This window comes from Agromyces sp. NPDC057679 (assembly GCF_042799635.1).
Lineage (GTDB): Bacteria > Actinomycetota > Actinomycetes > Actinomycetales > Microbacteriaceae > Agromyces.
In genome coordinates this window covers 276,313-290,501 of record NZ_JBHVIK010000001.1, presented here as the reverse complement: position 1 = coordinate 290,501, position 14,189 = coordinate 276,313, and the positions used below count along the sequence as shown (strand labels likewise).

14 protein-coding genes are annotated in these 14,189 nt (G+C 72.9%); 12 read left to right on the top strand and 2 right to left on the bottom strand.

Annotation, left to right across the window (positions count from 1 at the left end):
• Positions 1–38 precede the first annotated feature (38 nt).
• Positions 39–1,361 carry a bifunctional o-acetylhomoserine/o-acetylserine sulfhydrylase gene (locus ACFVAJ_RS01350; protein ID WP_376941001.1) on the bottom strand — a complete coding sequence of 441 codons (1,323 nt, stop codon included), beginning with the start codon at positions 1,359–1,361 and terminating at the stop codon, positions 39–41.
• A 119-nt stretch (positions 1,362–1,480) separates the two neighbouring features.
• Positions 1,481–2,581 carry an acyltransferase family protein gene (locus ACFVAJ_RS01345; RefSeq protein WP_376941000.1) on the bottom strand — a complete coding sequence of 367 codons (1,101 nt, stop codon included), beginning with the start codon at positions 2,579–2,581 and terminating at the stop codon, positions 1,481–1,483.
• Between the two features lie 212 nt (positions 2,582–2,793).
• Here ACFVAJ_RS01345 and ACFVAJ_RS01340 point away from each other — a divergent pair, with 212 nt between their 5' ends.
• The 12 genes from ACFVAJ_RS01340 to ACFVAJ_RS01285 all read left to right on the top strand — a co-directional run bounded on the left by ACFVAJ_RS01340 (position 2,794) and on the right by ACFVAJ_RS01285 (position 14,135).
• Complete coding sequence (locus ACFVAJ_RS01340; protein WP_376940999.1) at positions 2,794–4,302, top strand: agmatine/peptidylarginine deiminase; 1,509 nt, start codon at positions 2,794–2,796, stop codon at positions 4,300–4,302.
• A gap of 112 nt (positions 4,303–4,414) precedes the next feature.
• A complete protein-coding gene (locus tag ACFVAJ_RS01335; RefSeq protein ID WP_376940998.1) occupies positions 4,415–5,203 on the top strand; it encodes an SDR family oxidoreductase in 789 nt (262 codons plus the stop codon).
• Positions 5,204–5,205: 2 nt separating this feature from the next.
• A complete protein-coding gene (locus ACFVAJ_RS01330) occupies positions 5,206–5,985 on the top strand; it encodes a potassium channel family protein (RefSeq protein WP_376940997.1) in 780 nt (259 codons plus the stop codon).
• Positions 5,986–6,029: 44 nt separating this feature from the next.
• On the top strand, positions 6,030–6,545 hold the full coding sequence (locus ACFVAJ_RS01325; protein WP_376940996.1) for a phosphoribosyltransferase: 516 nt from the start codon (positions 6,030–6,032) through the stop codon (positions 6,543–6,545).
• Positions 6,542–7,258: a Type 1 glutamine amidotransferase-like domain-containing protein gene (locus tag ACFVAJ_RS01320; RefSeq protein WP_376940995.1), complete on the top strand. Its 717-nt coding sequence runs from the start codon at positions 6,542–6,544 to the stop codon at positions 7,256–7,258. The genes ACFVAJ_RS01325 and ACFVAJ_RS01320 overlap by 4 nt, the downstream gene beginning before the upstream one ends.
• Positions 7,258–7,953, top strand: coding sequence for a uracil-DNA glycosylase (locus ACFVAJ_RS01315; RefSeq protein ID WP_376940994.1), 696 nt, complete (start codon positions 7,258–7,260; stop codon positions 7,951–7,953). Before ACFVAJ_RS01320 ends, ACFVAJ_RS01315 begins: the two co-directional genes overlap by 1 nt.
• Positions 7,954–8,016: 63 nt before the next feature.
• Positions 8,017–8,595, top strand: a complete 579-nt coding sequence (locus tag ACFVAJ_RS01310; protein ID WP_157422522.1) for a GNAT family N-acetyltransferase — start codon at positions 8,017–8,019, stop codon at positions 8,593–8,595.
• A 60-nt stretch (positions 8,596–8,655) separates the two neighbouring features.
• The gene (locus ACFVAJ_RS01305) at positions 8,656–10,080 is read left to right on the top strand and encodes an amidase (protein ID WP_376940993.1); all 1,425 of its coding nucleotides are present in this window, start codon (positions 8,656–8,658) and stop codon (positions 10,078–10,080) included.
• Positions 10,081–10,124: 44 nt separating this feature from the next.
• Positions 10,125–11,078, top strand: coding sequence for a siderophore-interacting protein (locus tag ACFVAJ_RS01300; RefSeq protein ID WP_376940992.1), 954 nt, complete (start codon positions 10,125–10,127; stop codon positions 11,076–11,078).
• Positions 11,075–12,151 (top strand): FecCD family ABC transporter permease, encoded by a 1,077-nt coding sequence (locus tag ACFVAJ_RS01295; RefSeq protein WP_376940991.1) that lies wholly within the window; start codon positions 11,075–11,077, stop codon positions 12,149–12,151. The genes ACFVAJ_RS01300 and ACFVAJ_RS01295 overlap by 4 nt, the downstream gene beginning before the upstream one ends.
• A gap of 20 nt (positions 12,152–12,171) precedes the next feature.
• The gene (locus ACFVAJ_RS01290; protein WP_376940990.1) at positions 12,172–13,221 is read left to right on the top strand and encodes a FecCD family ABC transporter permease; all 1,050 of its coding nucleotides are present in this window, start codon (positions 12,172–12,174) and stop codon (positions 13,219–13,221) included.
• Positions 13,218–14,135: an ABC transporter ATP-binding protein gene (locus ACFVAJ_RS01285; protein ID WP_376940989.1), complete on the top strand. Its 918-nt coding sequence runs from the start codon at positions 13,218–13,220 to the stop codon at positions 14,133–14,135. Before ACFVAJ_RS01290 ends, ACFVAJ_RS01285 begins: the two co-directional genes overlap by 4 nt.
• The last annotated feature ends 54 nt before the right edge of the window (positions 14,136–14,189 follow it).

The following is a 14,189-nucleotide window of genomic DNA, read 5'->3' as shown; positions in this document are numbered from 1 at the left end:
GGTCGGGCTCGCGGCATCCGCCGTTCGATCGGGGCGTGTCAGACGCGCGCCGCCTCCGTGGCCGCGCGGGCGGCCGCGAAACCGGCCTCGAGGTCGGCCTTCAGGTCGTCGATGTTCTCGATGCCGACCGAGAGGCGCACGAGGCCGGGCGTGACGCCGGTCGTGAGCTGCTGCTCGGGGGTCAGCTGCGAGTGCGTCGTCGACGCGGGGTGGATGACGAGCGAGCGGACGTCGCCGATGTTCGCGAGGTGCGAGAACAGCGAGAGGTTGTCGACGAGCGCGCGGCCGGCGTCGACGCCGCCCTTGAGCTCGAACGAGAGCACCGCGCCGACGCCCTTCGGGGCGTAGGCGTTCGCGGCGGCGTACCAGGGGCTCGAGGGCAGGCCCGAGTAGTTGACGCTCGCGACGTCGGCGTGGTTGTCGAGCCACTCGGCGATCTCCTGCGCGTTCTGCACGTGCCGCTCGATGCGGAGCGAGAGGGTCTCGATGCCCTGGATGAGCTGCCAGGCGTTGTTCGGGGCGATCGCCGCGCCGAGGTCGCGGAGGAGCTGGACGCGCGCCTTGATGATGTAGGCGAGTCCGTCGCCGACCGCGGCCGTGTAGCTCGCGCCGTGGTACGAGGGGTCGGGCTCGGTGAGGCCCGGGAACTTCTCGACGTTCTTCGACCACTCGAAGCGGCCGCCGTCGACGATGACGCCGCCGACCACGGTGCCGTGGCCGCCCAGGAACTTCGTCGCCGAGTGCACGACGATGTCGGCCCCGTGCTCGAACGGGCGGATGAGGTACGGCGTCGCGATCGTGTTGTCGACGATGAGGGGAAGCCCCGCCTCGTGGGCGATGCCCGAGACGAGCCCGATGTCGAGCACGTTGATCTTCGGGTTGCCGATCGTCTCGGCGAAGAAGAGCTTCGTGTTCGGGCGGACCGCGCGGCGCCACTCCTCGGCGTCGTCCTGGTTCTCGACGAAGGTCGTCTCGATGCCGAGCTTCGCGAGCGTGTACTTGAACAGGTTGTACGTGCCGCCGTAGATCGAGGACGACGAGACGATGTGGTCGCCGGCCTGCGCGATGTTCAGCACGGCGAAGGTCTCGGCCGCCTGGCCCGAGGCGACGAGCAGCGCGCCCGTGCCGCCCTCGAGCGCCGCGATGCGCTCTTCGGCGACCGCCTGGGTCGGGTTCTGGATGCGGGTGTAGATGTTGCCGAACTCGGCGAGCGCGAAGAGGTTCTGCGCGTGCTCGGCGCTGTCGAACACGTAGGAGGTGGTCTGGTAGATCGGGGTCGCCCGTGCCTTCGTGACGGGGTCGGGGGCGGCGCCCGAGTGGACCTGCTTGGTCTCGAAACGCCAGGCGGCGGTGTCGCTCATGGGTGGCTCCTCAGAAGTCGGGTGGCGGCGGGGCCGCGGGTGTTGCAGTCACGTTAGGCGGGCGCGGCGGTGCGGGCAACGGACCCCGCAACACGGCGTCACGGGCGCAGGGGGCGGGCTCAGTGCCGCTCGGGGTCGGGCGGCAGCACGAGCGTGCCGGTCGCAGTCGACGGCTCGGGGCGGAACAGCCAGCGCGCCCGCGGTTCGACGAGCGGCCGGAACACCCGGCGCACGGGTTTCAGCGAGAGCACGATCGAGATGCCGATGCAGAACAGGATCATCGCGGGCAGCACCCAGAACGGCTGGTCGCCCGCGAGGAGCTCGGTCTCGCGGAAGGGGAAGAGCACGAAGGTGTGCAGCAGGTAGATGTACATCGTCGCGCCGCCGAAGGGGGTGAACCAGTGCGCGCTCCGCGGCATCAGCACGAGGAATGCGACGGCCAGCACCATGGCCGAGAGGAGCAGGACGAGGCGGATGCCGCCGGACCAGGGCTCGTCGTAGCCGATCGCCTCGTACGACTCGTCGTAGAGCATGAAGCGGCGCAGCTTCAGGTCGCGCAGCGTCTCGATCGTCATCGGCATGAACGCGAGCACGAGCGCGAAGAGCGCGATCGCACCGGCCCGCCAGCGCCAGGCGGCGGCGGCCCGCAGCTCGAGCCAGCGCCCGGTGAGCTGCCACTGCCGGAGCTTCCACCCGAAGACGAAGAAGGGCAGCATGCCGAAGGTGCGCGTCAGGGCGAAGGTCGAGTCGATCGTCTCGGTGTACCCGGCGCCGATCGAGATGACGATCGCGATGATGAGCGGGAACCGCAGGAGCACGAGGTAGGGCAGGACGATGCGCCAGATCGCGAGGGCGATGAGGAACCACAGCGTCCACGACGCGGTCGTGTAGTCGAGGGAGAACTCCCCGCCGAGGACCCAGCGGATCACCGTCCAGATCGTCTCGAAGATCAGGAACGGGAAGACGATGTCGGTGAGGACCTGCTTGAGCGCCCTGGCGTTCGGCGGTCCCGACTTCGCGAAGTAGCCGCTCACGGTGACGAAGACGGCGACGTGGAACGAGTAGATGAACAGGTAGACGCTGTACGCCGAATCCGACTCGGCGATGAGCGGGAGGATGCCGTGGCCGATCACGACGAGCGTGATCGCGATCCACCTGGCGTTGTCCCAGAGGGGAACGCGTCTGCGCGTCGGCTTCCGGGGTTCGAGCCTCGTGTGCATCAGTCCATTCAACCGCACGGCGTCCTGGGCGCCGTGCTGCGGCGGTCGATCGGTCGGCGGTGATTCCCCTCCGCGGGGCGGAGATTCGCCGAATCGCTTGACATCGCGGCGGGTTGGCGTGAGTGTGGTCGCGTTAGTTGGATGAAATCCAATTAATGCCCGGATGTCGGGCTCGACCTCCACGATGACGTGGACGAGGGAAGGAACCAAGCGTGACCGAACACGGAAGCAACGACCGCACGACGACCGGCCATCCGCGACGGCAGTTCCTGGCCGGTGCCGGGTTCGCGGCACTCGGGGTGATGGCGGCGGCGACGAGCGCCAGGCTCATGACGGCCGCCGACCCCGCGCAGGCGCTCGGCTCGTTCGCGGTGTCCGGCGAAGCCGGCCCGCTCAAGCGGATCTGGATGGCCTGGCCGTCGAGCACCTCGATCTGGGGCAGCCTCCTCTCCGGCATCCAGGGCGACATCGCGAAGATCGCCGACGAGATCGTGAAGACCACCCCCGTCGTCATGCTCGCCGACGGCGCGACCGCCGCGACCGCCGCACGCAGCCGGGTGAGCGCCGCGGTCACGGTGATCAGCTCCATCCCGGTGAACGACTGCTGGATGCGCGACTCGGGCGCGGTGTTCCGCACCGACGGCGCGGGCGGCCTCGACGCGGTCGGCCTGAACTTCAACGGCTGGGGCAACGAGCAGACGCACGCCAAGGACGCGCTCGTCGCGCAGCGGATGGCGGCCTACAACGGCATCGCGTTCACCGCCGCGAGCGTCGTCGGCGAGGGCGGCGGCGTCATCGCCGACGGCGACGGCACCCTCATCGCCAACCGGAGCTCCTGGGTCGACTCGGCGAGGAATCCCGGCAAGTCGGCGGCGCAGATCGAGGCCGAGCTCCTCCGCGTGTACGGCGCGACGAAGATGATCTGGTGCCAGGGCATCTCGGGGCAGGACATCACCGACGACCACATCGACGCGACGGTGCTGTTCACCGGGCCGGGCAAGGTGATCGTCCAGCTCAGCAACCCGGCGCGGCCGACGAGCATCTGGTCGCAGTCGGCGATCGCGACGCGCAACCTCCTCGCGGCCTCGACCGACGCCAAGGGGCGGCAGCTCCAGGTCACCACCATCTACGGGCCGGCCTCGCTCCCGCGCATCCCGCAGGCTCAGCAGTCGACGTTCTTCGACGGGTACCTGAACTGCATCGTGACGTCGGGTTCGGTCATCACCGCGCAGTTCGGCGACCCGACGACCGACGCGGCGGCGCGCGACGCGCTCGCCGCGGCGTTCGGCCGCCCGTGCGTGCAGCTCAACCTCGACGTCCTCATGGGCGAGGGAGGGGGTGGGGCGCACTGCGTCACGATGGAGGAGCCCATGAGCTCGGGCGGGCCGACGCCCACCCCGACGCCGACGCCGCCGGCGGGCGCCGCCGTCACCGCGGACCGCACCTCGGTCGCGCGCGGGGGCACGATCCGGGCGACCGTGACGGGCGGCCCAGGCGGTCGGCGCGACTGGGTGGGGCTGTACCGCGCGAGCGACTCCGACCAGGCCGGCGGCGTCGTCGAGAAGTACCTCAACGGGCAGGACACCCCGCCCGCGACGGGGCTCACCACCGCGACGATCGCCTTCACGGCACCGTCCACGCGCGGAACCTACGAGTTCCGCTTCTTCGCGAACGACGGCTACACGCGGCTCGCGAAGAGCGCCGCCTTCCAGGTCACCTGAGCCCGGCCGGATCGGCGGGCGCGCCGGCGCCGCTCGGGACCCCGCCGCTCGAAGCGGGGTTCCGAGCCGGCGTTCCCGCACCCGCACCCCGAAGTTCGGCAGAATAGGCCGCATGGCGAATCTGCGGGCAGTCGTGACGGGTGCGAGTTCGGGGATCGGTCGTGCGACCGTCACGGCGCTGCGCGACGCCGGATGGGACGTGGTGGGCGTCGCCCGCCGCGAGGACCGGCTGCGCGCCCTCGAGGCCGAGACCGGGGCATCCGTGTTCGTCGCCGACCTCACGAAGCAGGGCGACGTCGACGCGCTGCGCGACCACCTCGCCGCGACGGGGCCCGTCCATGCGCTCGTGAACAACGCGGGCGGGGCGAAGGGCCTCGACTCGGTCGAGGCCTCGTCGATCGACGACTGGGCGTGGATGCTCGAGGTCAACGTGCTCGCGCTCAAGCGCGTGACGAGCGCACTGCTGCCGCTGCTCCGCCGCGGTGCCGCCCTGCGCGGGGTCGCCGACATCGTCAACATCACCTCGATCGCCGGACACGTCGCCTACGTCGGGGGCGGCGGCTACAACGCGGCGAAGTTCGCCGCCCACGCCCTCACCGAGGTGCTGCGGCTCGAACTGAACGGCGAGCCGCTCCGGGTCATCGAGGTGGCGCCGGGCATGGTCAAGACCGACGAGTTCGCCCTCGTGCGATTCGGCGGCGACCGGGCGCGCGCCGAGGCCGTGTACGACGGTGTGCCCGAGCCGCTCACCGCCGAGGACATCGCCGGGGTCGTCGTCGACGCGGTGCTGAAGCCCCGGCACATCGACCTCGACCTCATCGTCGTGAAGCCGGTCGCGCAGTCGGCGCCGCACCTCGTGGCCAAGGGGCCGCTCGTCGTGCGCGAGACGGACGGGGACTGAGCATGGCCGCGGAGGAGCGGCCCGCACCCCGCCGCGAGGCCTGGGAGCGTCGCACCACCGTGCCGCTCGTGGTGCTCGGCGTCGTCTTCATCGTCGCCTACACGATCTACGTGCTCGCGCCCTGGATCCCTCGCGGACCGGGTTCGCCGCTCTTCATCGCGCTGCTCGTGGCCTGGCTCGTCTTCGTCGTCGACGTCGTGGTGCGGATCTCCCTCACGCCGCGCGGCGGCAGGTGGGCGTTCATCCGGACGCATCCGATCGACGTGCTCTCGGCGATCGTGCCGCTGTTCCGCGCCTTCCGCGTGCTGGCACTCCTGCGGAACGTCCCGTACCTGCAGCGGCGCAGCGGCGCGGCCGTCCGCGCGAACATCATCATCTACGGCTCGACCTACGCCGTCGTCTTCGTCTACTTCATCGCCCTGGCGACCCTGCAGGCCGAGCGCAACGCCCCGGGTGCGACCATCACGACGTTCGGCGACGCGATCTGGTGGGCGATCGTCACGATCGCGACGGTCGGCTACGGCGACATGTACCCGATCACGGCCGAGGGGCGCTTCTACGCCGTCTTCCTGATGTTCGGCGGCGTCGCCATCGTCGGCACGGCCTCGGCGACGATCATCTCGTACATCGGCGAGCGGGTCGGCCGGGCGCATTCGCGCCACGACGGCGCGCAGTCCGAAGCCGCCGAAGCGGCCGAGGCCGCCATCGAGGCGCCCGGACGCGCGATCCAGGACGCGATCGAGGACGCCGGGCAGCCGCCGGAGGACGAGCCCGGTCGGTGATCCGCCGTGCGCCGTCGGCGCGGTGCGCGGACTAGCCTTGCCTCATGACGTTCGATGCGAATGACGCGGCGACCGGAGACCCCGGCATCCGTCGCGAGATCCTCGATTGGGACCAGTTCGGCGAGGCCGCGCGCTCGCTCGCGGGGGAGGTGCTCCTCTCCGGGTTCCGTCCCGACGTGGTCATCGCGATCGCCCGCGGCGGCCTGCTGCTCGCCGGAGCGATCTCGTACGCGCTCGGCACGAAGCAGTGCGGCTCGATCAACGTCGAGTTCTACACCGACATCGAGAAGGTGCTGCCCGAGCCCATCGTGCACCCGCCGATGCTCGACGCGCCCGCGCTCGCCGGCAAGCGGGTGCTCCTCGTCGACGACGTCTCCGACTCGGGGCGCACCCTCGCGAAGGTGCTCGACCTCCTCACCGAGGTCGGCGCCGAGGTGCGCACCGCCACGCTCTACACGAAGTCGCGCACGATCCTCGTGCCCGACTTCAGCTACCGCGCCACCGACGACTGGATCGTGTTCCCCTGGTCGTCGAAGCCGCCGGTGCGGGTCGACGCATGAGCGTCCACCTCGTCGGGGGCGGCGCCCTCGCGCGCTCGGATGCCGCGCTGTACGCGCCGTTCGTCGGCGAGGCCGCCGCACGGGCACGAGCGGCCGGCCGCTCGCGCCCGCGCATCGCGGTGATCTCGATCCACCCCGAAGCCGATGAGCGCGCGGGCATGCTCGTCGACGTCCTCACCGCGGCGGGCGAGTTCGAGCCGCGGGTGACGGCGCTGTCCGGCCCCGAGCCGGTCACGCCGGCCGCGCTCGCCGACGTCGACGCCATCGCCGTCGGCGGCGGCATCGTCGAGCACGTTCGGGCGGGGCTCGAGCCGGTGTTCGGCGAACTGCGCCGGCAGGTCGCCGGCGGGGTGCCGTACCTCGGCGTCTCGGCCGGCGCGATGGTCGCTGCCGAGGGATCGCTCGGCGGCGGAACCCGGATCGACGGCGTGCAGCTCGCGCCCGAGGTTCCGGGGGATCCGGAGGTCGAGTTCGAGGTCGAGCAGGGCATCGGGCTCGTCGACGTGTCGATCGACGCCCACGTCGCGCAGCGCGGCACGTTGTCGCGCCTCGTCGCGGCCGTCGAGTCGGGCCTCGTCGAAGGGGCGCTCGGCATCGACGAGCGCACGGCCCTCATCGTCGGCGAAGGCGGACTGCGGGTCGAGGGCTCGGGCAGCGTCTGGCGCGTCCTGCCCGCCGACGGCGGGGTGCTGGTCTCGACGATCGGCGCCTGATGCCGGCGACGGGGGCGGGCGAGCTCGCCGCCGCGGGTCGCATCGACCCGGCGTGGGCGGAGGCCCTCGGCCCGGTCGCCCCGCAGCTGTCCCGCATGGGCGAGTTCGTGCGCGCCGAGCGGGCGGCGGGCCGCGACGTCCTGCCTGCCGACGAGCACGTGCTGCGCGCCTTCGCCGCCCCGCTCGCCGACGTGCGGGTGCTGATCGTCGGGCAGGACCCGTACCCCACGCCGGGGCATCCGATCGGGCTCTCGTTCGCCGTCGACCCGCACGTGCGCCCGCTGCCGCGGAGCCTCGCGAACATCTACCGCGAGCTGCGCGACGACCTCGGCATCGAGACGCCCGCGCACGGCGACCTGACCCACTGGAGCCAGGGCGGCGTGCTGCTGCTGAACCGCGTGCTCACGGTGCGCCCGGGCGAGGCGGGGTCGCACCGCCGCAAGGGCTGGGAGCCGGTCACCGATCACGCGATCCGTGCGCTCGCCGGGCGCGGCACGCCCCTCGTCGCGATCCTGTGGGGGCGCGACGCGCAGCAGCTGCGACCGCTCCTCGGCGAGACCCCCGTGATCGAGTCGGCCCACCCGAGCCCGCTGTCGGCGTCGCGCGGCTTCTTCGGCTCGCGCCCCTTCAGCCGGGCGAACGCCCTCCTCGTGGAGCAGGGCGCCGAGCCGGTCGACTGGAGCCTGCCCGGCTGAGGCGGTGCCGAGGCATCCGGTCCCCGAAACATGCGCGTGATCTGGGCGTCGTAGGCTGACGGAATGCTCGAAGAGGAATACCAGGAACGGCGGGTGCTGCCGCGGCACCTGCGACCGCAGCCGCCGGCCGAGGCGCCGTTCGAGTACACGATCCGCGATGCGACGGCGGCCGACCTGCCCTCGGTCCGCGAGATCTACAACTACTACGTCGCGAACTCGACCGTCACCTTCGACGAGGACGCGATGACTCTGGCCGAGTGGCGGGCGAAGTACGCCCAGCTCACCGAGTTCGGCATGCCGTTCCTCGTCGCCGAGTCGCCCTCGGGGCAGCTGCTCGGCTACGCCCTCGTCACGCCGTGGAAGCCGAAGCGGGCCTACCGGTTCACCGTCGAGAACTCGATCTACCTGGGCCCGGCCGCGTCGGGCAAGGGGCTCGGCCGGGTGCTGCTCGGCGAGCTCATCGAACGCTCGAAGGCCGCCGGGCTGAAGGAGATGATCGCCGTCATCGCCGATCAGGGCGCCGAGGCGTCGATCGCGCTGCACGAGAAGTTCGGCTTCACCGAGATCGGGCGCATGGGGCGGGTCGGGTTCAAGTTCGACCGCTGGCTCGGCACGGTGCTGCTGCAGCGTTCGCTCAAGTAGGGCGGATGCCGCGGGCCGCAGCCGGCGGTCGGGTGCCCGGGTCGCCGTAGGCTCGAGCACATGACCGAGCTGCACGACCACACCGCCCTCGAGCTCCATCAACTGCTGCAGCGGGGCACGGTGTCGCCGGTCGAGCTCGCGACGCACTACCTCGAACGCGTCGAGCGGCTGAACCCCGAGGTCGGCGCGTTCACGACCGTCACCGGCGAGGCGGCGCTCGATCGGGCCCGGCTCGTCGAGCGCGAGGTGCCGCGCTCGCGGCCGCTCTGGGGCCTGCCGCTCGCCGACAAGGACCTGCAGGAGCGCGCGGGGGTGCCGGCCGGCTTCGGTTCGCGCGCCTTCGCCGGGTACGTGCCCGAGGAGTCGGACGAGCTCGTGCAGGCGGTCGACGCGGCCGGTGCGGTGAGCCTCGGCAAGACCGCGACGCCCGAGTTCGGCCTGCCGTCGTACACCGAGGGGCTCGCAGGTCCGCCCGCGCGCAACCCGTGGGATCCCGCGCTCGGCGCCGGCGGCTCGAGCGGGGGAGCGGCGGCGGCCGTCGCCGCCGGCATGCTGCCGTTCGCGCCCGGATCCGACGGGGGCGGCTCGATCCGCATCCCCGCCGCGGTGTGCGGACTCGTCGGGGTGAAGCCCTCGCGCGGGCGCGTCCCGGGCGGTTCGGGGCTCACGAGCCTCGCCGGGCTCCCCGTCGCCGGGCCGATTGCGCGCACCGTCGCCGACGCGGCGCTGCTGCTCGACGGGCTCATCGCGCCCGAGGGGTACCCGCCGCGCCACCGCTCGGCGGTGCGGGCGCCCGGCGACGACGGACCGTACCTCGGGGCGGCCGTGCGCGGGGAGGGGCGGTTCCAGATCGGGGTCATGCTCGACAGCCCGTGGGACACGGCGTACGAGATCGTGATCGACGAGCCGTCGCGGGCGGCGCTCGACCTCGCGGTCGGGGTGCTCGACGGGATCGGCCACGGCATCGAGCAGGTGGCGCCCGCTCCTGAGCCCGGGTACGCCGACGCGTTCCGCACGATCTGGCAGGCGGGGGCCGCGACCATCCCGGTCGACGGGGAGCGCGAGGCGCTGCTCGAGCCGCTCACGCAGTGGCTGCTCGGGCGGGGGCGCGCCGTGCCGGCGCGCCGGCTCGCTGAGGCGCTCGGGTGGCTCGCGCGCTTCGAGCAGCGGGTGATCCGGCGATTCGCGGGCTACGACGCGGTGCTGACCCCGGCGCTCGCCCTCGAGCCGCGGCCGGTCGGCTGGTACGACGCGGAGGACGGGGAGCGGAACTTCGCCCAGCAGGTGCAGTTCACCCCGTTCACCTCCTTCGTGAACGTCTCGGGTCTGCCGGCGATCACCGTCCCGGTGTCGTTCACCGACGGGGGAGTGCCGATGGGCGTGCAGCTGATCGGCCGCCCCGGCGGAGAGGCGACGCTGTTCTCGCTCGCCGCGCAGCTCGAGCGCCGCGTGCGGCGTGCGCCGAGGCATCCGGTCGTCTGGTGACGTTCGAGTTCTGAGGTCGCGGGGCGGTGTGTCAGACTTAGGTAATGCTTACCTCAGTGGCCGAGGCCCCGCAGCGCCCGCGATCCGCCTATCGCAACTTCCGCGCGACGGTCGCGCGCGTCGAACGGCTGTCGCCGACGTTCGTGAACGTGACGTTCACGGGCGACGAGCTCGCCGACTTCGGCACCGCGGGGCTCGACCAGCGCGTGAAGGTCGTGCTGCCCCTCGACGGCAACGGCTTCGCGTCGTTCCCCGACGGCGAGGACTGGTACACCGCGTGGCGCGAGCTGCCCGCCGAGCTGCGCAACCCGTTCCGCACGTACACGGTGCGCGCGGTGCGCCCCGAGCTCCGCGAGGTCGACATCGTGTTCGCCGGCCACGGCGACGCCGGCCCCGCCTCGGCCTGGGCCGGGCGCGCGGAGCCCGGCGACGAGATCGTGCTCATCGGGCCCGACGAGTTCGGTCCCGGCCGCACCCTCGGCATCGACTGGCGTCCTGGCGAGGTCGACACCCTGCTGCTCGCGGGCGACGAGACCGCGACCCCGGCGATCTGCGCGATCCTCGAGTCGCTCCCGGCCGACGCGACGGGCGCGGCGTTCCTCGAGGTGCCCGAGGCGGGCGACCGGCTCGCGGTGCGGGCTCCGCGGGGCGTCGAGGTGCGCTGGCTCTCGCGCGCGTCCGCAGCGCACGGGGAACTCCTCGCACCGGCCGTGCGCGACTGGGTCGTGCGCCACCTCGCCGACCTCGGCGTCACGAGGGCGGCCGGCGACGAGTCGGCCGCGGCGCTCGCCGCCGCCGAACGGGCCGACCTGCCCGACACCCCCCTCTGGGACGTCCCCGCCGGGCAGAGCCTCGACGGCGCCTGCTACGCCTGGCTCGCCGGCGAGGCCTCCGTCATCACCGGCCTCCGCCGGTTCCTCGTTCGCGAGGCGGGACTCGACCGACGACAGGTGGCGTTCATGGGGTACTGGCGCCGCGGGCGCGCAGAACTCGAGTGAACGCACCGCAGGCGGTGCCGCGCGCCGCGGTCGCCGGACCGGGCGGTGCCTCCGACACCGCGGTCCTCCCGCGCACGCCGCGCAGGGTCGGGGCCGCCCGCGCGATCGCGGTCCTCGTGATCGCGGCGATCGTCCTCGTCGCGATCGTCGGTGCGAGCCTCGTCCTCGGGGTCCGCGCCATCGACCCCGCGGTCGCCTGGCAGGCGCTCGTCGCACCCGACGCCGCGAACGCGGACCACAACGTCATCTGGCAGCTGCGCGTCCCGCGCACCGTGATCGGCCTGCTCGCGGGCCTCGCGCTCGGGCTCGGGGGCACGCTCATCCAGGGCGTCACCCGCAACCCCATCGCCGACCCGGGCCTGCTCGGCCTGAACGCGGGCGCCTCGCTCGCGGTGGTGCTCTGCATCTCGCTGCTCGGCGTCGCCGACCCGCTCGTCTTCGTCTGGTTCGCCTTCGCCGGGTGCGCGGCCGCGGCGGCCGTGGTCTTCTCGATCGGGCGCGGCAGACCGGTGCGACTCGCGCTCGTCGGCGCCGCCGTGACCTCCTTCGTCACGCCGCTCGTGGCACTCGTGCTCCTGCGCGATCCCGAGACGTTCAACCAGTACCGCTTCTGGGCGGTCGGCTCGCTCACCGGTCGCGGACTCGACACCGCGGCGGTCCTGTGGCCGTTCATCCTGCTCGGCACGGTCGTCGCGATCGCGCTCGCCAACCGGCTCAACCTGATCGCGCTCGGCGACGACGTCGCGAACGCGCTCGGCCAACGGGTGGGCACGACCCGGGTGTTCGCCGGCATCGCCCTGGTGCTGCTCTGCGGCACGGCGACCGCGCTCGCCGGGCCGATCGCGCTCGTCGGACTCGTGGTGCCGCATGCCGCGCGACGGCTCGTCGGCACCGACTACCGCTGGATCGTCGCCGCGGCGCTCCTGCTCGGGCCGATCATGCTCCTCGCCGCCGACGTCATCGGCCGCCTCATCGTCCCGAACGCCGAGCTCGAGGCCGGCGTCGTCGCCGCGTTCATCGGCGCCCCCGTGCTCATCGCGATCGCGCGCAGCCGAACGGTGGCGGGGCTGTGACCGCGACGACGGATGCCGCGATGCGTCCGACCCCGGTCGATCCCGCCGTCGTCGCCGCGGTCGCCGGGGTGCGTGCGCGCAACCGGCGCCGGCTCGGCGTGGTCCTCGGCGCAGGTTTCGCGCTCATCCTCGTGATCGCGGTGATCGCCCTCTCCTCGGGGGCGGCGAGCCTGTCGCCCGACCGCGTGATCGCGACGCTCCTCGGACAGGGCGAGCGCACCGAGCAGCTCGTGGTGTTCACGCTCCGCCTGCCGCGCATCCTCGCGGCCGTGCTCGTCGGCGCCGCCTTCGGCCTCGCCGGCGCGGTCTTCCAGTCGGTGCTCCGCAATCCGCTCGCGAGTCCCGACATCCTCGGTGTCTCGACGGGGGCGAGTCTCGGCGCGGTGTGGGCGATCCTCGGCCTCGGCATCACGGGCGCGGCCGTCGCGGGCTTCGCGCTCGCGGGCGGGCTCGCCGTCGCGGCGATCATCTGGGCGTCCGCGTGGCGCCAGGGCCTCCACGGCATCCGATTCGTGCTCGTCGGCGTCGGGCTCGCCTACGTGTGCGCGTCGCTCATCGCCTGGCTGCTCGCGCGCGCCGACGTGCGCCAGGCCCAGACCGCGCTGCTCTGGACGGTCGGCAGCGTGTCGGATGTGCGGGGCGACGAGCTCTGGCTGCTCGCGGCCGGGCTCGCGCTCGGCTGCCTGCTCGTCGCGCTGTCCGCCCGGGGGATCGCGGTGCTCGGCCTGGGCGACGAGCGCGCGGCGTCGCTCGGGATGCGGGCGAACGCGAACCGCGGCCTGCTGCTGCTCGCGGCGGTGCTGCTCATCGCCCTCGGGACCTCGGTCGCCGGGCCGATCGCCTTCGTCGCCCTCATCGCCCCGGCGATCGCGCGCCGCCTCGTCGACGACGGCAGCGCGGCGCTCACCGCCTCGGCGGTCTCGGGGGCGGCGCTGACGCTCGGCGCCGACGTCCTGGGCCAGTTCGCCATGCCGGGGCTCACCGCCCCGGTCGGCATCGTGACCGGGCTCATCGGAGCCCCCTACCTGCTGTGGCTGCTGTCGCGCAGCGAGAGGAAGTCCCGCCCATGAGCGACTCATCCGCTCCCGCCCCCTCCGCCGGCGCCGCGACCGGGCTCGCCGCCCACGGCGTGCGTCTCGGCTACGACGGCCGCGTCGTCATCGACGGACTCGACCTCGTGATCCCGCAGGGTCGCGTCACGGCGATCGTCGGACCGAACGCGTGCGGCAAGTCGACCCTCCTGCGGGGCCTCGCACGCCTGCACCCGCTCGGCGGCGGGAGCATCACGCTCGACGGGCGCGACGTGTCGACGATGCCACGGCGCCAGCTCGCGCGTCGCGTCGGCGTGCTCCCGCAGTCCTCCATCGCGCCCGACGGGGTGCGCGTGGCCGAACTCGTCGGTCGTGGCCGGTCCCCGCACCAGGGCTGGTTCGGCCGGCACTCGAGCGACGACGACCGCGTGGTCGCCGAGGCGCTGGCGGCGACCGGGATCGCGGACCTCGCCGAACGGCGGGTGGAGGAGCTGTCGGGCGGGCAGCGCCAGCGCGTCTGGATCGCGATGGTGCTGGCGCAGCAGACCGACATCGTGCTGCTCGACGAACCCACGACCTTCCTCGACGTGACCCACCAGCTGGAGCTGCTCGACCTGCTCACCGAGCTCAACCGCGACCGCGGCACGACCGTCGTGATGGTGCTCCACGAGCTGAACCTCGCCGCCCGGTACGCCGACCATCTCGTCGTCATGTCGTCGGGCGCCGTCATCGCGGAGGGGCGGCCCGGCGACATCCTGACCGAGGAGATCGTGCGGGACGCCTTCGCGCTCGAGTCCTCGGTGATCCCCGACCCGGTGTCCGGCAGCCCGATGATCGTGCCGGTCGGGCGGTTCCACAGCGGTGCCGGTGCCGGTGACGCAGACGGTGCGCCGCGCGCGGCCGAACCGTCGGCACCGGGCAGCCCGGCGGCCCCGCCCGCCACGGCATCGTGACGCGTCCGTGACGTCGCGATGCGGCATACATGCCCGATTTAGGTTAGCCTTCCC